Origin of the sequence: Trichococcus sp. K1Tr (assembly GCF_028309625.1) — a bacterium.
Classification (GTDB): domain Bacteria; phylum Bacillota; class Bacilli; order Lactobacillales; family Aerococcaceae; genus Trichococcus.
On sequence record NZ_JAQMHR010000011.1, the window covers coordinates 1 to 24,576 of the forward strand.

At 48.7% G+C, this 24,576-nt stretch carries 22 protein-coding genes and 1 riboswitch; of the genes, 19 read left to right on the top strand and 3 right to left on the bottom strand.

The genetic code is table 11. The features are described 5' to 3' along the window. The first annotated feature begins 345 nt into the window (after positions 1-345). Positions 346-1,605 (top strand): MFS transporter, encoded by a 1,260-nt coding sequence (locus PH235_RS13255; RefSeq protein ID WP_272162776.1) that lies wholly within the window; start codon positions 346-348, stop codon positions 1,603-1,605. A 162-nt stretch (positions 1,606-1,767) separates the two neighbouring features. Here the strand turns inward: PH235_RS13255 and PH235_RS13260 are convergent, their stop codons facing one another. Continuing rightward, on the bottom strand, positions 1,768-2,184 hold the full coding sequence (locus tag PH235_RS13260) for a cupin domain-containing protein (protein ID WP_272162777.1): 417 nt from the start codon (positions 2,182-2,184) through the stop codon (positions 1,768-1,770). 455 nt (positions 2,185-2,639) lie between these two features. On the opposite strand from PH235_RS13260, the gene PH235_RS13265 reads away from it, so the two are divergent. From PH235_RS13265 to PH235_RS13295, 7 genes are all read left to right on the top strand, one after another. Further along, entirely contained in the window at positions 2,640-4,097 is a 1,458-nt protein-coding gene (locus tag PH235_RS13265; RefSeq protein ID WP_272162840.1) for an oxaloacetate decarboxylase subunit alpha, read from the top strand. Between the two features lie 18 nt (positions 4,098-4,115). Next, positions 4,116-4,412 (top strand): OadG family transporter subunit, encoded by a 297-nt coding sequence (locus tag PH235_RS13270; RefSeq protein WP_272162778.1) that lies wholly within the window; start codon positions 4,116-4,118, stop codon positions 4,410-4,412. A 34-nt stretch (positions 4,413-4,446) separates the two neighbouring features. Further along, a complete protein-coding gene (locus PH235_RS13275) occupies positions 4,447-4,794 on the top strand; it encodes a biotin/lipoyl-containing protein (protein WP_272162779.1) in 348 nt (115 codons plus the stop codon). 16 nt (positions 4,795-4,810) lie between these two features. Beyond that, positions 4,811-5,941, top strand: coding sequence for a sodium ion-translocating decarboxylase subunit beta (locus PH235_RS13280; RefSeq protein WP_272162780.1), 1,131 nt, complete (start codon positions 4,811-4,813; stop codon positions 5,939-5,941). Positions 5,942-6,094: 153 nt separating this feature from the next. Next, a complete protein-coding gene (locus PH235_RS13285) occupies positions 6,095-7,609 on the top strand; it encodes a multicopper oxidase family protein (protein ID WP_272162781.1) in 1,515 nt (504 codons plus the stop codon). A 32-nt stretch (positions 7,610-7,641) separates the two neighbouring features. Continuing rightward, positions 7,642-8,325, top strand: a complete 684-nt coding sequence (locus tag PH235_RS13290) for a response regulator transcription factor (protein WP_272162782.1) — start codon at positions 7,642-7,644, stop codon at positions 8,323-8,325. Next, on the top strand, positions 8,322-9,722 hold the full coding sequence (locus PH235_RS13295) for a sensor histidine kinase (RefSeq protein WP_272162783.1): 1,401 nt from the start codon (positions 8,322-8,324) through the stop codon (positions 9,720-9,722). Before PH235_RS13290 ends, PH235_RS13295 begins: the two co-directional genes overlap by 4 nt. Before the next feature lie 96 nt (positions 9,723-9,818). Here the strand turns inward: PH235_RS13295 and PH235_RS13300 are convergent, their stop codons facing one another. Together PH235_RS13300 and PH235_RS13305 are read right to left on the bottom strand one after the other, a co-directional pair. Next, positions 9,819-10,013 (bottom strand): SHOCT domain-containing protein, encoded by a 195-nt coding sequence (locus PH235_RS13300; RefSeq protein WP_272162784.1) that lies wholly within the window; start codon positions 10,011-10,013, stop codon positions 9,819-9,821. Positions 10,014-10,153: 140 nt separating this feature from the next. After that, a complete protein-coding gene (locus PH235_RS13305; protein WP_272162785.1) occupies positions 10,154-12,370 on the bottom strand; it encodes a copper-translocating P-type ATPase in 2,217 nt (738 codons plus the stop codon). A 175-nt stretch (positions 12,371-12,545) separates the two neighbouring features. On the opposite strand from PH235_RS13305, the gene PH235_RS13310 reads away from it, so the two are divergent. The 11 genes from PH235_RS13310 to PH235_RS13360 all read left to right on the top strand — a co-directional run bounded on the left by PH235_RS13310 (position 12,546) and on the right by PH235_RS13360 (position 24,486). Beyond that, positions 12,546-13,967: a glycoside hydrolase family 1 protein gene (locus PH235_RS13310; protein ID WP_272162786.1), complete on the top strand. Its 1,422-nt coding sequence runs from the start codon at positions 12,546-12,548 to the stop codon at positions 13,965-13,967. Positions 13,968-14,081: 114 nt separating this feature from the next. Further along, positions 14,082-14,238: riboswitch (adenosylcobalamin (AdoCbl) riboswitch) on the top strand. 87 nt (positions 14,239-14,325) lie between these two features. Beyond that, a complete protein-coding gene (locus tag PH235_RS13315; protein WP_272162787.1) occupies positions 14,326-14,748 on the top strand; it encodes a DUF4430 domain-containing protein in 423 nt (140 codons plus the stop codon). Beyond that, the gene (locus PH235_RS13320; RefSeq protein ID WP_272162788.1) at positions 14,727-15,278 is read left to right on the top strand and encodes an ECF transporter S component; all 552 of its coding nucleotides are present in this window, start codon (positions 14,727-14,729) and stop codon (positions 15,276-15,278) included. The genes PH235_RS13315 and PH235_RS13320 overlap by 22 nt, the downstream gene beginning before the upstream one ends. Positions 15,279-15,493: 215 nt before the next feature. After that, positions 15,494-16,375, top strand: a complete 882-nt coding sequence (locus tag PH235_RS13325) for a hypothetical protein (RefSeq protein WP_272162789.1) — start codon at positions 15,494-15,496, stop codon at positions 16,373-16,375. Positions 16,376-16,528: 153 nt separating this feature from the next. Continuing rightward, positions 16,529-17,248, top strand: a complete 720-nt coding sequence (locus tag PH235_RS13330) for an ABC transporter ATP-binding protein (RefSeq protein WP_272162790.1) — start codon at positions 16,529-16,531, stop codon at positions 17,246-17,248. Continuing rightward, positions 17,245-18,342 (top strand): ABC transporter permease, encoded by a 1,098-nt coding sequence (locus tag PH235_RS13335; RefSeq protein WP_272162791.1) that lies wholly within the window; start codon positions 17,245-17,247, stop codon positions 18,340-18,342. Before PH235_RS13330 ends, PH235_RS13335 begins: the two co-directional genes overlap by 4 nt. Before the next feature lie 80 nt (positions 18,343-18,422). Then, positions 18,423-18,620, top strand: a complete 198-nt coding sequence (locus PH235_RS13340; RefSeq protein ID WP_272162792.1) for a hypothetical protein — start codon at positions 18,423-18,425, stop codon at positions 18,618-18,620. 178 nt (positions 18,621-18,798) lie between these two features. Then, the gene (locus tag PH235_RS13345; protein WP_272162793.1) at positions 18,799-20,034 is read left to right on the top strand and encodes a transposase; all 1,236 of its coding nucleotides are present in this window, start codon (positions 18,799-18,801) and stop codon (positions 20,032-20,034) included. Between the two features lie 240 nt (positions 20,035-20,274). Continuing rightward, positions 20,275-20,640 carry a flavin reductase family protein gene (locus PH235_RS13350; protein ID WP_272162794.1) on the top strand — a complete coding sequence of 122 codons (366 nt, stop codon included), beginning with the start codon at positions 20,275-20,277 and terminating at the stop codon, positions 20,638-20,640. A 250-nt stretch (positions 20,641-20,890) separates the two neighbouring features. Next, positions 20,891-22,017 (top strand): IS3 family transposase gene (locus PH235_RS13355; RefSeq protein ID WP_272162795.1). Its coding sequence is split into 2 segments (ribosomal slippage): positions 20,891-21,140 and positions 21,140-22,017, totalling 1,128 coding nucleotides; the frame shifts between segments, so codons are not numbered across the junction. A gap of 273 nt (positions 22,018-22,290) precedes the next feature. Beyond that, positions 22,291-24,486, top strand: coding sequence for a DNA topoisomerase III (locus tag PH235_RS13360; RefSeq protein ID WP_272162796.1), 2,196 nt, complete (start codon positions 22,291-22,293; stop codon positions 24,484-24,486). Positions 24,487-24,576: the final 90 nt, after the last annotated feature.

Here is a 24,576-nt window from a genome sequence, read left to right on the forward strand (position 1 = left end):
AAGTTGGGGTCTCAAAGACCTTAATCAACTTTACCAGCACAGATACTTAAGTTATTGAACCGCCGTGTACGGAACCGTACGCACGGTGGTGTGAGAGGTCGGAGCCTGTTGGCTCCTCCTACTCGATTGTTGCCGATGATTGCCGGATGTGCGTTTTGCTTGGTCACTCTATACAAAACAGTGCATATTCTTGTGTGGAATGTACAGGGATAGTGCGGCTGTAAATGCTTATAATGGAAACAGTCAGATATGGAATGGAAGGGCTTACTGACTTGTCTTGGAGAGCATCTTAGAAGCCGTGCCCATAATCAAGAGATACAATAATAAGTGATGGAGGAGAATCATATGAGTGAGACGGAAGCAACAAAAGTAGTGGAAGTAGTACCAGAAAAAAAAGTGGAATACTGGAAACAAATTATTTATGTTATGACGGCCGGTTGGATAGCAATCTGGGTTTATCGCACAGCATTAGCGCCTATTTATCCTGAAATCAGCGCTTATTTTGGAGGTGCAACGGATTCCCAACTCGGATCCATCTCCAGTTTTTATTTCCTGGGCTACGTTTTGATGCAAATCCCTTCAGGTCTATTGGTGGATCGATTTGGTAAGAAGACCATCCTGATTCCCGGTTTCCTGCTGTTCGGATTAGGGACCATGGTTGTGGGCATGGCGGACACCTTGTTGGTCGTGTACATCGGAAGTGTGTTGGCGGGAATCGGGTGCGGCACCTACTATGGTGTGGCGTATTCTTTGACTGCAGAACATGTACCTAGTTCCAGAAAAAGCTTGGCAACGGCCATCGTAAACAGTGGTACGGCAGTCGGCAGCGGAATCGGCATGATCTCCTCCAGTTACTTCGTCGCACAATTGGGGTTGCCTTGGCAATATATGCTATTCTTCACGTTATTTCTGATTATCACGATGGTTTTCATCTTCTGGAAATTCATCAAAGGCAATAAAGAAAGTGAAGCAATCATTTCGCAAACAAAAATGATCACGGAAACTCCGCAAGAAAAAACGTCGTTGAAAGCTTTGATGCGTCCTCAGATGTTGGGAGCATACTGTCTTTACTTTGCTACCTGCTACGCTTATTACCTTACGGATACTTGGTTGCCAAACTTCTTGTCGACTGAAAGAGGCTTTGAAGGAGCAACTATCGGACTGGCTTCATCGATGGTATTTTTTGCGGCTATCCCGGGTGCCTTGTTCTTCAGTCGGATCGCTGATAAATTCAGTCATAAAAAAATCAGTTTGATCATCTTTTTGGAGATAGTCGCAGCGATTATGCTTTTCCTGGCAGTACAGGCTCCTAACCAAGTGTTGTTGATGGTCGGACTGATTTCCTATGGATTTTTCGGTAAGCTTGCGGTTGAGCCGATTATCATTTCGTGGTTGGGCGAGCACGCACCAAAACGGGGTATCGCTACAACGCTGGGGTTCTTTAATTTCTTTGGGATGAGTTCCTCCGTAATCGTTCCGTCCCTTACTGGTGCCATCTCCGATGCGACCGGATCAAAAGTGTATGCTTTTTACTTGTCCGTCATCATCATCCTCGTAGGGACGACAATCTTCTACTTGGTGAACGGAAGAACAAAGAAAGCCTAAAATGATAAAAGAAAGGTCTGTGTTATGAGCGAGCGTGCTCAATACTACAGACCTTTCTTTTATATGCTTGAATTTGATGGAGAGAATTTCAGTGAATGGAAGTCCAGGATAGTTGGCAAAAGTTACAGGGGCTGACTCAATGAGTCAGCCCCCGATCAAGCATTATTCTTCGTGGGAAATGAAATCCATCGGCATAGGTCCTGCAACCCCTACAAATACAAAATGTTCATTGCCTGTGTTGACCATTCCGTGTTGTTGTCCACGCTCGGAGAAAATGATGTCACCTTTCGTGATTTCAACTTCTTCTCCAAATCCTGGATAAAAAGTGCCTGTTCCTTGCACACAAATCCAGATGTCATCAGAAGTGGAGTGCGAATGGTTCACTACTTTTTGACCGGGTTCCAAGCACCAGACAGCACCAGCCATAAAAGCTGTTTCATAAAAGATGGTCTTTTTGCCGGCTTCGGGATCGAATTGAATGACCTCTTCCAGTTTGAATAACCGTTCCTTGATCTTTGATTGGTTCGATTGTGTTACCTCAATCGCTTCCATTTCAGAAATGCTTCCTCTTGTTTCCATATTAACCGCTCCTTGTCTGTAATGTATATTGGGATAACCGATTCAATTCCATTGTGTTCAGATAATCACAAACGAAATATGACCTTAGTATAACAAGGGGGTAAAGCGCTAACAATACTGTGTTCTCATAAAAAATAAAAAAACTTAGCCATTATGCACAAGAGAATATTTACGGGTTTGTCAGTTGTTCATAAGAGGCATCCAGATTCAGCAACTGTGGACAATTATCTGATTTTTTCCGTTGCTCAAGCTGGATTGACTCATTGTTATTTCTAATAATTTGTATCTACAGATTGAATTATCGGTCAATTTAGTGTAAGCTAGTATTATGGAAAACGCTTACAAGGAGGGGTTTTCTGTCGTGGACTTCCTGATGAATGCGGAGGGATTAAAAATACTGTTAGATAAAAAAATCACAAAAAATTGATTTTGAAACGTTGGCACCAATGAAAAGAATGGATGTGATCGGATTGGAAAAAGGAAAGAAAGTGCTTTTTACTGAGACCGTTCTGCGCGATGCGCATCAAAGTTTGATGGCGACACGCATGTCTACGGACGACATGCTCCCTATTGTGGAGAAAATGGATGAAGCCGGGTATTACGCGCTCGAGTGCTGGGGCGGGGCCACTTATGATGCGGCTATCCGTTTTCTGCACGAAGATCCGTGGGAAAGACTGCGGCAAATCCGCAAGCGTGCTCCGCATGCGAAGCTGCAGATGCTGCTCAGAGGACAGAATCTGATCGGGTACCGCCACTATGCAGATGATATCGTGGATCGATTCGTCGGCAAAGCTGTCGAAAACGGTATCGACATTTTTAGGATTTTTGATGCCTTGAATGACACGAGAAACTTGAGAGCATCGCTAGAAGCAGTCAAAAAATATGGCGCCCACGCACAACTGACGATCTGTTATACCATCAGCGATGTCCACACAATCCCATTTTACACCGATTTGGCCAAGGAACTGACTGAAATGGGTGCGGACTCAATCTGTATCAAGGATATGGCTGGCATATTGACGCCGAAAGTAGCCAAAGAGCTGATTCCGGCCATCAAAGCCGTTATCGATGTGCCGCTGAATATCCACACGCATGCCACCAGCGGCGTTTCGCAGATGACCTACATGGCTGCCATCGAAGCCGGTGCGGACATCATCGACTGCGCCATTTCCCCTTTTGCGGAAGGGACAAGCCAACCGCCGACCGAATCGATGGCGCTGGTGCTGGAGGAACTCGGGTACAGTACGGGCTTGGACATTGCCAAATTGGAAGAGATTGCCGATTATTTCAAACCGATCCGCGACAAGTACATCGCTTCGGGTGTGCTCGATCCGAAAATGCTGTCGGTCGATCCCAAAGCGCTCATCTATCAAGTGCCGGGTGGGATGCTGTCGAACTTGAATTCGCAACTCAAGCAGGCAAAGGCCAGTGATAAGTACGAGGCCGTGCTGCGGGAAGTGCCCCGCGTCAGAGCGGACTTAGGCTTTCCACCGCTAGTCACCCCAATGAGCCAAATGGTCGGGACGCAGGCCGTTTTCAATGTCCTGACGGGAGAACGTTACAAGATGGTACCGAATGAAGTGAAGGATTACCTGCACGGAAAATACGGAAAGACACCGGTCCCGGTAAACGACAATTTCCGGCGCAGCATCATCGGGGATGATGCCGTCATCACGGATCGCCCGGCGGATCATCTTGAGCCTGAGTTCGCAAGATTGAAGGCGGAGTTGGGTGACCTGGCGCGAACGGACGAGGACGTGTTGACTTATGCACTGTTCCCTCAAGTCGGCAAAGCGTATCTGCAGGAAGTCTATTATCCAACTATTCCAGAAGAACAAGCAGAAATAAAAGCGCCCTCTCCAGGCGAGAAGACGGAAACAGTGGTTCGAATCCAAGCCCGCTATCGCAATTAAGAGGAAGAGGTGAAAGAAATGGAAACATTCAATTTAGGAGATGGTCTGGTTGTCACAGTTGTTGCGATGATCGTTGTTTTTGCTGTACTGGCAAGTCTTTGGTTCTTGGTTGAACTGGTCCATAAGCTGGTCGGGGAACCTGCACAGGCAGCTTCAGTACCGGAGCACCGTGAAGAAAATTTGCAGCCTGTTCAGCAGAATACAGGTGTGGATGAGCAACGGGCCAAAGCCGCGGCGATTATGGCACTGGTCGCCGCATATGAGGCACATCCGGCCAAAAAGTTCGAGATCGTTGATGTAACGCGTATTAAATAAATTCCATCTGCTTACTATAAAGGGAGGATTTTTTATGAAAAAGTATGAAATCGAAATTGACGGGCAAGTTTATCATGTCAAGGTGAGGGAGTTGCCGGATGATGCAGTCATGACAGAGCAACCTAAGGCCGACAGCGGCAGACACGTTGCTGATCCTGCGACCCAAACAGAAGGGAAAACAATGTTGGCGCCGATGGCCGGCACCATCTTGCGCATCCTCGTCAAAGAGGGACAGAAAGTCAAAAAAGGGGAAAATCTCATTGTCCTCGAAGCCATGAAGATGGAGAATGAAATCGTTGCGGATGAGGATGGCATCATCAGAAGTATTTTGGTGAAAGCAAATGATAGTGTCGAATCCGACCAACCGTTGCTGATTCTCTAGAAGGGGAGGGATTCCTATGGTACAAGCTTTGACGGATCTGATCCGGACATCCGGATTGGTTAATATTACGTATAAAGAAATCATTATGATCATCATTGCATGCATTTTCCTTTATTTAGCCATCAAAAAGGGCTATGAACCGTACTTGCTGATTCCAATCGCATTCGGTATCCTCTTGGTGAATCTGCCGCTTGCGGGGTTAATGGCGCATCCATCTGAGGGGGGGCCTGGAGGATTGCTTTATTACCTCTATCAAGGGACTGATTTGGGCATCTATCCGCCCTTGATCTTCCTCTGTCTCGGGGCAGCGACCGATTTCGGTCCGCTCATCGCCAATCCGAAGACGTTGTTGTTGGGCGGGGCTGCACAGTTCGGTATCTTTGCGGCATTCTTCGGGGCACTGGCCTTGGGAATGACGCCCCAGGAAGCGGCATCCGTCGGCATCATCGGTGGAGCAGACGGACCGACTGCCATCTATTTGACGACAAAATTGGCCAATCATCTCTTATCGGTCATCGCCCTGGCCGCCTATTCCTATATGGCCTTGGTTCCCCTCATCCAGCCGCCGATCATGCGCCTGTTGACGACCCAAAAGGAGCGGGAGACGGTCATGAAGCAAATGCGCGTCGTATCCAAAAACGAGCGCATCCTGTTTCCGATCGTCACCACTATTTTCGTCAGCTTGGTCGTTCCATCAGCCACTGCGCTTGTGGGGATGCTGATGCTGGGCAATCTGATCCGGGAAAGCGGCCAAGTTCCGAAATTGACGGAGACGCTTCAGAATGCGATGATGTACATCGTCACCATACTTTTGGGCGTAACAGTCGGAGCCAAGGCGAACGGCGAGTTGTTCTTATCGCTGACAACCATAAAAATCATCGTTCTTGGCCTTTTTGCTTTCTCCATCGGGACCGCAGCCGGCGTACTGATGGGAAAACTGATGTACAAACTGACGAACGGTAAAGTGAACCCGTTGATCGGTGCCGCCGGTGTATCGGCTGTGCCGATGGCTGCGCGGGTCGTGCAGAAGGAAGGCATCAAATACAACCCTTCCAACTATTTGCTGATGCATGCGATGGGCCCGAATGTGGCAGGCGTCATCGGCTCGGCCGTCGCGGCCGGTGTCCTGTTGGCGTTCTTCGGCTGAGTGCGGACTATTAACCATCTCCTTCTGATTTTTTATGTCAGAAGGGGATTTTTTATTGTTTCAAGGCCACACGATTGCTAAATCCATCTGTTCTACACATGGAGGATGTATAATGAAGGCAACAAAAGAGTCAGAAATGGAGGGCGAATTAAAATGAGTAAAAGAACATCATTGATTGTCGCTTTGGTCGTTTCACTAACTTTATTGCTGTTTGTATCAGTCAATCTTTTTTCGACGTTTTTCAACAGCGGGGAAAGCCGGACATCTGTGACAACTATTAATACAGATTCGAGAAACACAGGGAATTTCAGCGGGATGGGGAATATGATGGGTACGGATCGGGCTACAGTCTTGGACGAGAGCGGGCAGGAAATGACCGCGCTGCGGTTGCCGGAACTATTGGAGCCGGATTCCGAATCCGCTACTGAAATCACCTATACGGTCACAGCGCAAGCGGGGGAAACCGCCTTCTTGGAGGGGGAAACGACGCAGACAATCGGCTACAACGGTTCCTATCTTGGCCCGGTTCTGGTCGTGCATGAAGGCCAAGAGGTGCATATCAAGACCGAGAACCAGTTGGCCGAAGCAACCTCTTTCCATTGGCATGGAGTGAAGCTCCCTTCGGATATGGATGGTGGGCCGCATCACCCGGTCGGACCGAATGAAACGATGCAAGTGGATTTCACTGTCAAACAGGAGGCGGCTACGTTGTGGTTCCACCCGCATGCCTTGGGGACGACTGCTGAACAAGTGTATGCCGGTCTGGCCGGATTGATCTTTGTCGAGGACGACAACTCCGATCAGCTTGATTTGCCGAAGGACTATGGGGTGAATGACTTCCCTTTGATTATCCAGGATCGGACCTTCGATGCGGATAATCAATTCGATTACGCAGGGACTTACAATCCCGACGGTACTTATGGCGATACCTTGCTGATCAACGGGACCATCAATCCCTACGTTGAGGTAAAAAATGAACAAATCCGCCTGCGTTTGGTGAATGGTTCAAATGCCCGCAATTACACATTCGGATTGGAAAATGGCGCGGAGTTCCATCAGATCGCCAGCGATGGCGGCTTTCTTGAACAGCCCGTTGCGTTGACATCTGTGACATTGACACCCGGAGAACGGGCGGAAATCATCGTGGACCTGAGTGAATACGCTGAAGGGGATACCTTGAAATTGATGGACGGGAACGTAACCGTCCTTTCCTTGAATGTCATGGAGGAGACGAACGCACAGACGGCCCTCCCGCAAACTTTGAATGAGATTACTGAATTGACGACGGATGGTGCGGCTGTCCAACGGTTCACGTTGAGCGGTATGTCCTTCATGGTAAACATCAACGGCAACCAGTTCGATATGGATCGGATCGACGTCGAACAGAGCTTGAATGAAACAGTCATCTGGGAAGTCCGCAATGCGCAGGATATGATGGGCAGCATGGTTCATCCTTTCCACATCCATGGCGTCCAATTCCAGGTACTCTCGCGTGACGGAGCGGAGCCGCCGCAGAACGAGCAAGGCTGGAAGGACACCATCGCCGTTTATCCCGGCGAGACGGTCCGTCTGGCGGTGACTTTTTCTGAGAAGGGAGTTTTCATGTATCATTGTCATATTTTGGAGCATGAGGACAATGGTATGATGGGTCAGGTCAGTGTACAATAAAAATCAGGAAAACAAGATGGAGGTGGATGCCCATGAAGATTTTGATCGTCGATGATGAACCAAATATTTTGGATATCGTGGAGGCCTATCTGGCCGCCAAAAAATATCAAGTGTACCGTGCTGAGACCGGGGCGGAGGCATTAGAGAAATTTCATGCCTTCCATCCGGATCTGATTGTGTTGGATCTGATGCTGCCGGATATGGCAGGCGGAGATATCTGCGCCAAAATCCGCGAAGAATCCAACGTTCCCATCATCATGCTGACGGCAAGGTCATCCGAAAAGGATATCTTGAGCGGCTTGCAGATCGGAGCGGATGATTACATGGTCAAGCCATTCAGCCCTAAGGAGCTGGTGGCACGGGTCGAGACGGTGCTGAGGCGCGCTGCCCCAGCCGATGCTGAAGAAAAATGGAGCTTCGATGGCGGCGAATTGGTCATTCATCCCAAAACGAAGCAAGTTTTCGCGAGGCAGCAGGAAGTCGCATTGACGGCTACCGAATATGAACTGTTGACGCTATTGGCCAAGAATCCGAGCCGACTCTTCACGAGGGAAGAATTGCTGGAGACCGTAAAAGGGATGGATTTTGAAGGTTTGGATAGGGTCATCGATACGCATATCAAGAACATCAGGCAAAAGATAGAGCCGGAACCGAAACAGCCCATCTATATTCTGACTGTCCGGGGAAGCGGCTATCGGTTTGGAGGGAAACGATGAGGCGGACAATCAGTTGGCATCTGATCCTTTCCTTCTTGCTTTTTTCAATCGTCATCATCGGTTTGTTCGGCTGGTTCAGCATGCAGTTGGTGAACAGTCACTTCTCAGAATATGTCAGCGAACGGCGTACGGAAGAAATAACCGGCTACACAGATGAAATTGAGGCAGTTTTTGCTCAAACAGGGAGCTGGGACGAGGATGCGATAGCGGTCATCGGTAGGCAGGCGTTGCAGGACGACATCATCCTGAAAGTCTACGATAGTCAAGGACAGCTGATTTGGAGCCCCAGCGTAATGGAGGAAGAAGAAAACCGCCAGATGATGTCCAGCCATATGTCGCAGATGAGCGAGATGATGGGCGGAACAGAAAGCGAATATTCGGTTACCACTGTGGAACTTGATGAGGGCTCCCGCACAATCGGCAGTCTGGAAATCGGTACGATGGGGACATATTTCTATACAGAACACGATGTATCATTCGTGAGCGACATCCGGAATAACCTGATGATTGTGGCGTTGTTTGCTTTCGCCTTATCACTGTTTTTCGCTGTTTGGATCGCCAGAAAGTTAAGCGTACCGGTCTTTGCGGTGAGCCGTTTCACAGGAGAAATCGCCAAAGGCAACTATACGGAGCAGGCACCGAAGGAAACGAACATCGTCGAGATAGATGCGCTCATCCGTTCGGTGGACAGCCTTTCCCGTCAACTGGACAACCAACAGGAAATCCGGAACCGCCTTTCTTCCGACATCGCCCATGAAATCCGGACCCCACTTACGACATTGAAGGGCAATCTGGAAGCGATGTTGGACGGCATCTGGGAGCCGAGCAACGAGCGTTTGAAGATCTGTTATGATGAAGTGAACCGGATCTCCCGCCTGATCGGGAATATCGACAAAATCAACGAAATGGAAAGCAATCACGAGAAATTGGAATTCAGCCGTTTTGACCTGCAGGCTTTGAGCAAGAAAGTCGCGACGAACTTCACGGCTGCAGCCGCCAAACAGAATATCATTTTGGTGGTTACTGGGGAGCCGCTGATGATAACGGCGGATCAGGACAAAATCAGTCAAGTGCTGACGAACCTTTTGGCGAATGCGATCAAATTCACTCCGAAGCAAGGGAGTATCCATATCGAAATCCATCAGGAGGGTAACCAAGCGGTGCTGAAAGTATCCGATGACGGCATCGGCATCGATCCGGAAGACCAGAAAAAGATTTTTGAACGCTTCTATATGACGGAACCTTCGCGCAACAGCCGATCCGGAGGGCAAGGGCTGGGTCTGGCCATCGTCAAAAGCATCATCAAGAAGCACAACGGGACTGTGCGGGTTGCCAGCGATGTCGGAAAGGGAGCCACGTTCACGGTTTCGATTCCGTTGGATCAGCACAGATCATGAACGAAAGAGATTCGAACTTTAACTGTCAGAAGAATGACAAGCAAAACGAGGGACAGCCACAAATGTGACTGTCCCTCGTTTTGTATTCATGCTGGATTACAGAAGTTTCTTCTTGCGGTCGAACTCTTCTTCGGTGATGTTCCCTTTAGCCAATTCCTTCTTCAGGATATCCAAAGCGGATTCATCCGTTGAAACTTTTCCTGATCTATCGTTCAAAAGCCTGGTTGCCAAGTAAATGACGAGTATGATCAAAGCAATCCAGAAAATTCCCATAAACATCATGCCGCCCATACCAAAACCTCCAAAATATTGTAAGCATCTGCCAAACATGCAAAGGCCCCCTTTTTTCTCTATAAATGAAGTATACAGTCATATTGTGTAGATTGGATGTGGTTTCGCTGGCTGTTGCGGTGATTATTTGAAATGCATGCTCAGTTTATCTTCAAAAGCCGTGCGTTGACCGCGCAGATGATTGTGCTGATCGACATGACGGCCGCCCCGATTGCCGGTGTGATAAGGAAACCCTGATTGGTCAACACGCCTGCAGCCAACGGGATGGCGATCACGTTATAGCCGACAGCCCAAATCAGATTCTCGACCATCTTCCGGTAAGTGGCTTTCGAAAGGGTGATGATGGTCAATACGTCTTTCGGATTGCTGTCCACCAGAATGACGTCGGCTGTTTCGATAGCGACATCCGTTCCGGCGCCGATGGCAATGCCAAGATCAGCTTCCGCCAGAGCGGGCGCATCATTGACGCCATCCCCGACCATTGCGACTTTTTTGTTCCCGGCTTTCAGTGCTGCGATGTGTTTCGATTTCTCGGCAGGCAGAACTTCCGCAAATACTTGAGCCAGCCCTAATTGATCGCCCACGTATTGCGCTGCGCGGCTATTGTCGCCTGTCAGCATGATGGCTTCAATACCTTGCTCCTTCAGGGCAGTCACGACTTCGTGCGATGACGAACGGATGATATCAGCGTTGGCGATCATCCCCTGCAGGATGCCTTCCTTCAGGACGAAGACAACGGTTTTGCCTTGCTGGGCTAAGCTGGCGAATGTATCCTTGTCGTATGCGATGCCGCGCTCGTCTATGGTGCCGGGGCTGACAACAGCGACCTCCATGCCGTCCACAGTGACCTGCAGACCTTGGCCGGTAAGGTTTTGATAATCAGTTACCGGCAAAAGGGTGAGGGCTGCTGCTTCTCCTTTGCGGACGATCCCTTTTGCGATCGGGTGTTCAGATTGGCTTTCGGCAGAATAGGCCAACGTCAGTAATTCCTTCTCGGAGACCCCAGCTGCGGGAAGGATGTCGGTTACGCCGAAGTTGCCTTCCGTCAAGGTCCCGGTCTTGTCGAAGACGATCCGATCCACGTTGCGCGCCTCCTCGAATTGCGTCCGGTTGCGGATCAGTAAGCCGTTTCGGGCTGCGATTGAAGTGGACACCGCATTCACCAAAGGGACAGCCAGCCCGAGTGCATGGGGGCAAGCGATGACGAGTACCGTCACCATCCGCTCCAAAGCGAAGGCCAAGTCGGCTGCGAAGATCCAATAAAGGAAAGTCAGGGCGCCGGCGATGACAGCTATATAGAATAGCCAACCGGCCGCTTTGTCTGCCAAGCCCTGCGACTTGGATTTTTGTTTCTGGGCGGCCTGGACCATATTGATCACTTGGGCCAAGTAGGTTTCATTCCCGACCTTTTCGACGGTCAGCTTCAGGACGCCTGACCCGTTGATGGAGCCGCCGATGGCCTGCATGCCCGGTTGTTTTTCGACGGGTACAGATTCGCCCGTCAGCATCGATTCGTCAACCGTTGAGAGGCCTTCGTAGATTTTGCCGTCCAAAGGGATTTTTTCGCCGGGCTTGACGAGGATGCGCTCACCCGGAACGAGCGCTTCGATCGATACTTCTTCGACAATGCCGTCCGCATCCAACCGGTGGGCTTCCTTCGGCATCAGTTTGATGAGTTCTTCCAGTGCTTTGGAGGCCCCCATCTGGGATTTCATCTCAATCCAATGCCCGAGCAGCATAATCAGAATCAAGGTAGCCAGTTCGAAATAAAAGTCCGAGCCCTCTATGAAGAAGGCCGTGAAGGTGCTGTAGATATAGGCGGAAACGATCGCCAAGGAAATCAGCATCATCATGCCGAGCGACCGGTTCTTCCATTCCTCCCAAGCTCCCTCCAGAAACGGTTTTCCACCATAGAAGAAGATGACGGTGGATAAGCCAAAGACGACAAAATTTGCTCCCGGAAATTCGAAATGGTAACCGAAAAGCATCATGATCATGGGCGACAGCACGGTGACGGGAATGGTCAGCAGCAAGACGATCCAAAAACGTTTCCGGTATTCGGCCACCATCTGTTCGTGGTGGCCGGCGTGGCTTGTGGCGCCATGCCCGGCCGGACCGTGCGCCATGTGCTTATCATGTTGTTCGTGATCATGGGATGCAGTCTGCTTCGGTTTGGGTGATTGTGTCTCTGTATGAACATGATTTGTGTGCTTTTCGGACTGGGGTTCGGCGGCAACTGGCTGGGACGGGGGCATATGATGACCTGAATGCTCATGTCCGGCATGCGGATCGCTTGTCTTTGGGATCTCCGTAGTGCGGTCTGTGTGCGTGTGCTCTGTGTGTTTGTGTTCATCCATCTTGCCATTCCTCCTTTGTTTCAAAACGCCCAAACAATAAGGTCTATAAAAATGACTGCAGTTTCTCATGCTTATCATAGCAGAATTAAGGGCTTGGATGGTAACAGTTTCATTTGTGCAGACGTTCAGGTAAAATAGAGGTTGTAAAACGTTATCATGAAAGGGATGAAGGACTTTGACAGAATTGAGATTTCCAGAAAACTTCCTATGGGGTGGCGCTACTGCTGCCAACCAATACGAAGGAGCTTATGACGCGGATGGTAAAGGCTTGTCTGTTCAGGATGTCACACCGAAAGGCGGTTTTGGGGGGCTGATCACTGACGGACCGACACCTGACAACATGAAATTGGTAGGGATCGACTTCTACCACCGTTATAAGGAAGATATCGCGTTGTTTGCTGAAATGGGCTTCAAAACCTACCGTACGTCCATCGCTTGGACACGCATTTTCCCGAACGGCGACGAAACCGAGCCGAACGAAGCTGGCCTGCAGTTCTACGACGACGTGTTCGATGAATTGGCGAAATACGGCATCGAGCCGCTGATCACGCTGTCGCATTACGAAACGCCACTGCACCTTTCAAGGGAATACGATGGCTGGATCAACCGCAAAATGATCGGCTTCTATGAGAACTATGTGCGCACGGTCTTCACGCGCTACAAAGACAAGGTGAAGTACTGGCTGACGTTCAATGAAATCAACTCGATCGTCCATGCGCCTTTCATGAGCGGCGGCATCTCAACGCCACCAGAGCAACTGTCGAAGCAGGACCTGTACCAAGCCTGTCACCATGAATTGGTAGCAAGTGCCTTGGCGACTAAAATCGGCCACGAAATCAATCCGGACTTTCAGATCGGTTGCATGGTCATCGCTATGCCTACCTATCCGTTGACTTCCCATCCGGATGATGTCATCGCCGTGATGGAAGCGGACCGTCAAAACTTCTTCTTCTCGGATGTGCATGTACGCGGCATGTATCCTGGTTACATGAAGCGCTATTTCCGTGAGCATGGCATCGAACTGAACATCACACCGGAAGACGAAGAAATACTGAAAAACACGGTTGATTTCGTTTCCTTCAGCTACTATATGAGTTCGACCGAAACAGCAGACGAGTCCAAAAAAGTGAAGGGGGCAGGGAATATCCTCGGTGGGGTAATGAACCCTTATCTAGAAGCTTCCGAGTGGGGCTGGCAGATCGATCCGAAGGGCCTTCGCATCGTCTTGAACGACTTCTGGGATCGTTACCAAAAACCATTATTCATCGTCGAAAACGGCTTGGGAGCTGTCGACCAGCTGGTTGAAGGCGAAAATGGCCAAATGACTGTCAACGATGATTACCGCATCAAGTACCTGAACGACCACCTTGTGCAGGTTGCCGAAGCAATCGCGGACGGCGTGGATGTGATGGGTTATACGACTTGGGGATGCATCGATCTGGTCAGCGCTTCTACGGCAGAGTTGAAGAAACGCTATGGCTTCATCTATGTCGACCGCCACGACGACGGATCCGGCACACTGAACCGTTACAAGAAAAAATCATTCAACTGGTACAAAGAAGTTATCGCAACCAACGGCGAAAGCTTGAAGGCGTAACGGGAATCAAAGATTGACTTGACACACTTATCATCAATTGCAAGACCGGAGTGCACTGAAAAGCACAACTGGTCTTGTATTTTTTTCTCCTTTGGGTAAAATGGTAGGGATAGGAAAACCATTCAAAGACACTTGGAATTTGGAAGTTTGGTGAAAATCCAACGCGGTCCCGCCACTGTGATGACGTCCCGGAACGTCTAAGTCAGGTCTTCATTCCAAGCTGCTATTTTTTGCAAGCGTGCCGTTTCGAGGTAAAACGGTCCCGTTACTTGTCTATGCGATGGCGCATGGGCTTTTTTTGCATGATCCCGGCCGTTGGCGATGCAACCCCTGTCGAATAAAGATTAGGAGTGGTAAAATGAAAAAATTGTTGTTGGCCTTATCGTTGAGTTTGGTATTATTCGGGTGCGCCCCGACGGAAGAAGCGGAAACAAGTTCCGTCCTGCAGGAGTCGACTGTTGCAGTCAGCTCCGAAGCAGCAGAGACAGTCAGCGTAACGATTTCTTTGACGGATGGCGGCACAGTCGTCGCAGGCTCTGAAAAAACGGTGGAGGTTGAAGCGAGCACGAGCTTATTTGATGTCATGAAAGAAAACTATACTATCGAAGAAGATGGCGGCTTCATCACAGCCATCGACGGGTTGGCACAAGTGGAAGAGTCAGCCGAAACGAAAGCCAAATATTGGCTGTTTGATGTAAACGGCGAGCCTTCGATGGTCGGAGCCGCTGATGTGGTGCTCCAAGAAGGAGACGTAATCGTGTGGAACCTGACAGAAATGTAAGAAAGACTGTGGGCTTCGGGGTGAGGCGACTGGCGCTGCTGTCGATTTTGACGGCTCTGTGCTATGTCGGGAGGATGGTGTTCCAGTTCATCCCGAATGTCCAACCGGTGACGGCCGTGCTAATCATCCTGACCCTGACGCTGGGCATGACGGACGGCTTTATTGTGGCCATCCTGTCCATCATCCTGACCAACTTCCTGCTGGGGATGGGGCCATGGACGATCGCGCAGATCGCCAGTTTCGGCGTTCTGATCGTGGTAACGGGCCTGTTCATGAAGCCGTTCTACAGCACAGGCCAAAAGAAACATCGCAGAATCCTTTTCGCGCTGTTCGCTTTTTTCGGGGGACTGCTTTACGGATTCGTCATCTCCGTCATTTCCGTGAAATTGATGGGCATCAACAGTTTTTGGGCCTATTATATTGCCGGGATCCCTTTCGATTTCCTGCACGGCTTGGGGAATGCCGGGTTCTATCTGATCCTGGAGCCGATTTTGGCGCCTTTGTTGCTGGCGCAGCAGAAAAAAGGGTAAAGAAAAGCCAGATGGAATGCTCTTATGGAAGAGCGCATTCCATCTGGTTTATTTTTTTTCAGATCCCGGAACGCTGGGCTGTTAATGGAAATAGCTTGTGCACTCCAGTATAATGGTGTTGCATAGATACGATTCGTTATGCGTACTGATTGTTGAACTCCCTGGGAATAGGGTTAAAGGATGGTTCTATCTAAAATGTATGTGGGGCTGTGGCTATGAAAAACATAAAAAATATATTCCTCATTCTTTTTCTGGTACTTCCCGTGTTTGGTTTTTTTGTGGGCGGTTTCCAAGGGCTTATTGTAACGATACTGGTATTGTTGTTTGTAATAGGTTCCTATTTGGCGTTTCTTATGTCCTCAAAGATGTCAGGTTTTGAAGATGATTATTTTAGCTTTGATAGGATGCGTTCGTTTTTGGAGTATTCGTGGGGAGCCATTCAGCGCGCAGAGCTCAGCGAAGCGATGCCTGCTGTACCGATAAATGATTTTATCCGGGTGGATTATAGCTTATTTGCAGCTTTCCGTAAATACTTCGATCCCGGATCGAATGCTGTTCAAAAAGAGGAAAGGCTGCTTACCAACTACGGTACTTCGATCGTTCATGTGGACGGCGCCATACGAGGATTCAGCTATAAGTTTGAACCTGAAGCAAACGAAGGCGAGAAAAGCGAAATAGAGCGTTGCTATGCAGTGCATAAAGATTATATCCAAGAAACACTCTTGCGGTATTACTTGGAAAAATATCGGAATGCATTCATTCTTTTGCAAAAGAATGCTCTGGGGTCAAGATATTTGCAACCGAATATGTTTGCTTGGAAAACAGTATCTAAGGAAAATCGAGAAATAGCTGTTGGCCTTGACGCATGTGCCGAAAGTTGGGCGAAAGAACAGTATCAAAATTATTTGACTACAGGGGACAGAACCCAATTGCCTCTGGACTTCGAAAGCTTGGATGAGGCATTCAGCAAAGAACTATATGCATTTGTCAAACGTTACAGGTTGATAATCGATAAAGATGAAGTCGAGAAAAAATTAGCCAAAGAAATATCTCAAAGCAGAGAAGATTTAAAAAAATGTTTGCGCTATTTGGCTTAACTCCGCAAGAACCCCCTTCAGATTCAACTCGCGAATCTGAAGGGGGTTCTTGCATTCGGTCGGGCCTCGCTACTAGTTTTCAGAACTGCCGAGGACTATAATGGGAAAATACAGGATCCTTTTCGATCTATAAGGACAACGGGGGGTAGGCCTATGCATGCAATCGAGGTTCAACACGTTTCAAAAAAATTCCAGCAACAGAGTGTTCTGAAAGATATTCATTTTACGATCGAGACAGGTGAAATCGTCGGAATCATCGGGCCTTCCGGTACAGGAAAGACCACTTTGATCAAGCTGATGCTGGGGATGGAGAGCCTGGATGCGGGGCAAACGAAAATTTACGACTATCCGATGCCCAATTTTTCTGTATTGGGAAAAGTAGGATATATGGCTCAATCGGATGCCTTATACGAAGAATTGACGGGTGAAGAGAACTTGACTTTTTTCGGTAAATTGTATGGTTTGAAGAAAGAGGCTCTTCGGCAAAGACTGGATTATGTTGCTCAAGTGACGAATTTGACGAAAGATTTATCCAAACGCGTGTCAAGCTATTCCGGAGGGATGAAGCGGCGTTTGTCTTTGGCGATAGCGTTGCTGCACAATCCGGATATACTTATTTTGGATGAACCGACTGTTGGAGTCGATCCAATTTTGCGGCAAGGGATCTGGCATGAACTGAATGACATCCGGGACCAAGGGAAAACGATTGTGGTCACAACCCACGCCATGGATGAAGCACTACGCTGCGACAAGTTGGTTCTGCTGAATCATGGCAGAGTGATCGCTTTGGGAACCGCTGAAGAAATGACTGGAAAGTTCAACGTGCGCACCATTGAGGAAGTCTTTTTGGCGGCAGGAGGTGAGGAAGAATGAGCGTATTTGCCATCGCCAAACGGATTTTCATCCAAATGTTCCGGGATAAGCGGACGTTGGCCTTAATGTGGGTCGCACCCTTATTGCTGTTTACGTTGATGTATTTTTTATTCACTTCCTCGGGAACGGATACAACCTACAAAGTGGGAGTCTACAACCTAAATCCGGAAATAGTCAAAAATCTGGAAGAAAATCACATCAACGCCACCGTTTTTTCGAGTGGAGAGCACGTGGAGGAAAGCATCAAAAATAATCAATTGGTGGCTTTTATTGCCGAAAAAGATGCCGGCCATATTGAGATTACTTATGAGAACAGTGCGCCTGCCAAGCGTGCGGTCGTCAGCGCAAAGCTTCAAGGAGCCTTGATCAAACTGCAAATAGGCGCACTTACAGCACTTGGAAAGGAAGCAGTGGCGGCAAATCCGAACCTTGCTCAAGCTGTTCCACAACAGCTGGCAATCAATGAGCAGTATCTTTACGGTGAAGCCGATTCGGATTATTTCACGACCATCAGCCCAGTATTACTCGGTTTTTTTGTCTTTTTCTTAGTATTCTTGATTTCGGGAATGGCACTTTTGCGGGAACGGACAACCGGGACGCTGGATAAGCTGTTAGCGGCGCCGGTCCGGCGGTGGGAAATCATTGCTGGCTACCTTTTGGGGTATGGTTTTTTTGCATTAATTCAAACCTTGTTGCTGGTGGAGTTTGTTGTTCATGTTTTGCATGTTCCCGTAGCCGGAAGCCTCGCGTTGGTGATGGTGATCACCTTCTTATCGGCGCTGCTGGCTTTATCTTTCGGCGTGTTATTATCGACTTTCGCTGCCTCGGAATTTCAAATGGTGCAATTCATTCCGGTTGTGATCATTCCGCAAATTTTCTTTTCAGGAATCATCGAGATAGGCACCTTGGCGGATTGGCTGCAATTTTTGGCCAGATTCATGCCGCTGTATTACATCGGGAATGCTTTGCAAAGTGTCATGATAAAAGCGGGCACGCTAGGGGATATTCGTAATGATCTGCTGGTCATTGTGTTGTTCATCGGCATTTTTACCATTTTGAACATTCTAGGATTGAAACGCTACCGCAGAATATAGGCTGGCTTTCCAAATCGATCGTCGCATTAGTTACAACGGATCGGCCTTGATATAATTGACAGAAAAGAGGGGGAACGATTATGACAATGGTGGAATTGTCTATCGAGAAGGCGTTTATGTTCATTGAGCCCGGGCCGGTTTTATTGCTCACCACAAACGATGACGGCAAGAATAATATCATGACCCTTTCGTGGCACATGGTGATGGATTTCACGCCGCGAATCGCACTGTCAACGGGTCCGTGGAACCACTCGTTCACAACCTTCATGGTTTTTTGATTTTCTCCTCCCGCGACTTCATTCGTGGGAGGAGAAAACGATTGGCCAATCGAGCCAAAAACTCTCCTTGATTTCCGAGCTCCTTCCTCTTTTGCTTTATGCGAACTTACGTTCTCTTTTTGGTGTACTTTCACTGGCGATTTTAGTATAATAGGGTTATTAAAAGGTGGTGAATGCCGTGGAACTAAATCTGACGATCAAAGCAAGATTGAAGTTCTCGGACCCTAAAGACGCATTGGCGTTTCAAGAAGTCTGCGAACAGTATAGACAGGCTTGCAATTACGTATCTGATTATGTTTTTAACCACGATTTCGAGTTAAATTCCGTTAAATTAAACGAAGTTTTGTACCATGATGTTCGCCAGCGGTTCCATTTGAAATCCCAATTGACCCAATCAACCTTTCGGACCGTTACGGCTCGATACAAAACCGTTCAAACGCAACTCTGTCGCAATTCCAATAAATATGACAGCGGCAAAAAGGATGGGGACGGAAAGCCAGTGTACATTACAGTTCAAAAGGACCTGAATTGGCTCTGGCACCCTATCCAGTTTTCTCAACCACAAGCCGATTTGGTGCGCAATCGCGATTGGAGCATTGTCGATAACGGCAAAACGTTCTCAATCAATACGCTAAAAGGGCGCGTGAAGTGCGGTTTTTTCCTCAAAGGTTTTGAAGAGTATCTTGACGGTACCTGGGCGTTTGGTTTGGCGAAATTGGTCAAGTCAGGCAAGCATTGGTTCTTGCATATTTCGGTAAAAAAAGAAATCGCCGAAATGGAATTGACAGACATCAAACACGTTGTCGGAATCGACAGAGGGTTGCGTCAATTAGTGACAACCTATGACGAAAAAGACCAAACCGCTTTCTACAACGGAAACGCAGTTTTGAAAAAGCGCGGGCACTACAAAGAACTGCGCCGCAGTTTGCAGGCACGCAATACCAGGAACTCCAAACGTCGCATCCGGAAAATGGAAAGTCGAGAGAACCGCTGGATGGCAGATGTGAACCACTGCCTGTCTAAGACACTCGTCTCCCTATATGGTTCCGATACGGTATTTGTGTTGGAAGATTTGATTGGCGTGCGTTTCGCCACGGAACAAGTTGCGAAAGCACAACGCTATGAGCAAGTATCATGGGCGTTCTTTCAATTTGGGCAGATGCTCACTTACAAAGCCAAAAAAGTTGGCTCAATGGTGGTTGAAGTAAGTGCCGCGTACACAAGTCAGCGTTGTCCCAAGTGTGGCACAATCAAAAAATCCAATCGGGATAAGCACCATCACGAATATCACTGCCCCTGCGGGTATCGCTCAAACGATGACCGTGTTGGCGCAATGAATATTCAACAACTAGGGACACAATACGTAAGCGGTGTAGCGCATCCCAAATTTGAGAAACAACAAGCAAATTCCTAGTGCATAAATGTGCTGGGTTGCCGGCAAAGTCAACTGTCGGACTGCCCCATTCTGGTTGAAGAAGAAAGGGGCAGTGAGTAACGCCAACATTTTGAGGGACCAACCGATCTCAAACTACTCAGGAGTCCGCAGGACGTTTGAACTGCGTAGCGTTAGGCGTAAACCTAAAAAGTATTAGCGAAGCTAATGCACTCGTCACGAAGTGGCGAGAGGCAAGCCCGTGACTTCAGTCATGGGTAGTTGACGAGAACGAAAGAATGTGTCCTAGCCATTCCAACAGTTGACCTTGCCGAAAAAGTGATCAGGATCGGCACCTGTTCTGGAACAACAGTGGATAAATTCAAGGAATTTGGCTTGACTCCCTTGCCGGCAACAGGTGTTGAGGCCCCTCTGATCGGTGAATGCCTTGCATGCTTGGAGTGCAAAGTCATCGATTATGTCGAGCCACATGGAATAGTCGTTTTGCAGGCCGAACGCATTTGGTGCGACAACGACCGAAAAGAACGCCGAACCTTCCATGCCAATGGCGACGGCACATTTGTAGTTGACGGGGAAACAATCGATTACCGCAGCTTAATGGGGAAATGGGTACCGGAAGGCGTTTGAATGAAGAGGATGCTGTATCCGGGGACCATCAGGGAACAGCTTCAAAAAAAAGAAGGGCAGAATCCATAAACGGATCTGTCCCTTCTTTTTTCTTCATAATTTCTGAAGCATCAAACTGGAATTGATGTGGGCCCCTCCCTCTGAGCTGAGAAACGAAAAGTAAGGTCTGGATAGGTTACACTTAACTGGAATAATTCATTGAGGTCTATACAATAGAACTTAATATAATCAAAAGGAGAATATAATCCTCATGACACCACGTCCAAGAAGAACCTATACCGATGACTTCAAAAAACAGATGATACTCCTCTACCAAAACGGCAAGCCGCGAAAAGACATATTGACCGAGTATGAGTTGACCGCATCAGCTTTCGACAAATGGGTACGCCAATCCCAATCGTCGGGCTCATTTAAGGAAAAAGACAACCGTACTCCCGAACAGGAAGAAATGATTCGCCTACGCAAAGAAAATGAGCGCCTAAAGATGGAAAATGATATTTTAAAGCAAGCGGCGCTGATACTCGGACAAAAATAAAAGTCATTCAGGCAAATGCCGATAGATATCCAGTATCAGCGATGTGCGAAAGCCTAGATATCGCCAGAAGTACCTATTACTACGAATCCAAGAGTAGCCCATCCGATGATGAATCGCTAACGGAAGAAATCCAGGAAATCTTCCGAGCCAATCGGCGTACCTATGGCACGCGGCGGATCAAGAAAGAGCTGTCCAAAAAAGGTAAAGTCATTTCTCGCAGGAAAATCAGACGCATCATGAAGAAGTTGGGCCTACAATCCTGTTACACGGTAGCCCACTATAGGGTCCATCAACCGAAGAGCAATGAATCGGACCTGGGGAATACGCTGAACCGTGAATTCAAAACAGCCAATCAACATGGCGCAATCGTTAGTGACCTGACTTACGTTAGAGTTGGGAAGAAGTGGAACTATTTGTGCGTCCTGCTTGATCTGTACAACCGAGAAATCATCGGTTATTCGTGTGGTGAGCACAAAACGGCAGAATTGGTCCTGCAAGCTTTCCATACAGTCAAGGCGCCTTTGTCGTCCATTCAGCTCTTTCATACGGACAGGGGCAGCGAGTTCGATAATCAACTGATTTCCAAACTATTGGATACTTTCGACATCGTCCGCTCCCTCAGCGCCAAAGGTTGCCCTTACGACAACGCTGTTGCCGAAGCGACCTTCAAATCAATCAAGACAGAATTCGTATACCAAGAAACATTCGAAACAATAGCAGAACTTCAGATTAAGTGGTTTGACTATGTGCATTGGTACAATCATATCCGTCTGCACAGCACATTGGACTACATGGCCCCTGTGGAGTATCGCCGCCAATTGGCGGAAGCAAACTGCGAATAAAACAAGACGAGGCTGGCTTGCGTACCATTGACATGGAGGGGCGGCAGGATAGGCTTTGGGGCTGGCCCATATTTCGATTCTTGAAAATTTGGAGACAGGCCAGTTTATCCTACCGCCAGAGGCTCCGTGTCAATGGCAGCCGTGTATACCCTCAAATCATTTTTGACACCTTATTATTTTTGTCCGAAAAAGTGTTGACAGTCCAGTCCGCATAAAACTTCTGTGATATAGTAAGACTGACGAATCAAAAAATTAGGAAGTAGGAAATAGAGTATGGGAAAGAGTCTAGTATTAGCTGAAAAACCATCGGTGGCGCGCGATATCGCCCGCGTGCTGCAGTGCGAGAAACAGGGTCAAGGGTACCTGGAAGGGAAAGACTATATCGTCACTTGGGCCTTGGGTCATCTTGTGACGCTTGCCGATCCGGAAGCCTATGATGTGAAATACAAAAATTGGAACTTGGCGGATCTGCCGATGCTTCCGCAAGACCTGAAGCTGACTGTCATCAAGCAGTCCGGCAAGCAGTTCAATGCCGTCAAGTCCCAACTGGTGCGGAATGACGTTTCCGACATCATCATCGCGACGGATGCCGGCCGCGAGGGCGAACTGGTTGCCCGCTGGATAATCGAAAAAGCGAAAGTCACCAAACCCGTCAAACGCCTGTGGATTTCATCCGTGACGGACAAGGCCATCAAAGACGGCTTCCAGAACCTGAAGCCGGGCAAGGACTATGAAAACCTGTACCAGTCGGCCGTGGCCCGTTCGGAAGCAGATTGGTACATCGGCCTGAATGCAACCCGAGCGTTGACGACGAAATTCAACGCCCAATTGAACTGCGGCCGCGTCCAGACGCCGGTTGTCGCCATCATCGCCAGACGCGAAGAGGAAATCAAAAAATTCCAGCCGAAGACCTATTACGGCATCGAGGCCCAGACAGATACGAAGCTGAAGCTGATTTGGCAGGACGAGAAAACAAACGACACCAAGAGTTTCGAGCGCGAGAAAGTTACTGCCATCGTCAAAAAGTTGGATAAGCAACAAGCGACGGTTGCGGCAGTCGACCGCAAACCGAAAAAAGCCTATGCGCCCGGCCTGTATGACCTGACCGAACTGCAACGCGACGCCAACAAGCTTTTCGGCTATTCCGCCAAAGAGACGCTGAACATCATGCAGAAACTCTATGAGCAGCATAAATTGTTGACTTATCCGCGTACGGATTCCCGCTACCTGTCGAACGATATCGTCGCCACGCTGCCGGACAGGCTGAAGGCCTGTGCCATCAAGGAATACCGTCCGCTCGTGAACAAGGTGTTGGCGAAACCAATCAAGGCGAATAAGTCGTTCGTCGACGACAGCAAAGTCTCCGATCACCATGCCATCATCCCGACGGAACAAGTCGTCCAAATAGGGAAACTATCGGCGCAGGAACTCAAGATTTATGACTTGGTCGTGAAACGCTTCTTGGCTGTGCTTTTCCCGGCTTACGAATACGAGCAGCTGACTTTGCGCGCAGACATCGGTGGCGAGCGCTTCGTGGCCCGCGGCAAGACGGTCATCGCTGCCGGCTGGAAAGAAGTCTACAGCAATCGCACGGAAGATGAGGAGTCGGAAGACGGTCTCCAGGAGCAACTGTTGCCGAAAATCGAGGCAGGCGATGTGCTGGCTGTCCGTTACATAAGCGAGACATCCGGCCAGACGAAACCGCCTGCCTACTTCAATGAAGCAACGCTATTGACGGCGATGGAAAATCCGGCGAAATATATGGAGACGACCGACAAAGCTTTGGCTCAGACGCTGAAGGAAACGGGCGGATTGGGAACCGTGGCTACGCGTGCCGACATCATCGAGAAGCTGTTCAATTCCTTCCTGATCGAAAGACGCGGACAGGAAATCCATATCACTTCCAAAGGCAAGCAACTGCTGGAGTTGGTTCCGGAAGAACTGAAATCTCCGGCTCTGACTGGCGAGTGGGAGCGGAAGCTCGAGCAGATCGCTGCCGGCAAGCTGAAGAAGGACGTATTCATCAACGAAATGAAGGCCTACACGAAAGAGATCGTTTCGGAAATCAAGATGAGCGAAGGCAAGTTCAAACACGAAAACATCTCCACCAAGACCTGCCCGGATTGCGGCAAACCGATGCTGGAAGTGAACGGAAAAAAAGGCAAGATGCTTGTGTGCCAGGACCGTGATTGCGGCTACCGCAAGAATGTGGCGCGTGTCACCAACGCCCGCTGTCCGCAGTGCATGAAGAAAATGGAGCTGCACGGCGAAGGCGATGGCCAAATCTTCACCTGCAAGTGCGGTTACCGCGAAAAGCTTTCGGCCTTCAACGAACGACGCAAAAAAGGCTCCGGCGGAAAAGCCGCGAAGCAGGACGTCCAAAAATATTTGAAGAAACAGAATCAAGAGGAAGAGCCGGTAAATTCCGCCTTATTCGAAGCGCTGAAGAAACTCAAGCTGGACGATTAAAAACAATTTACCGAAAAGGACTGTAACGGCGCTTTTTGTGCCTGTCGCAGTCCTTTTTCGATCGGGTTTCGGGAATGCGCGTATGTTATA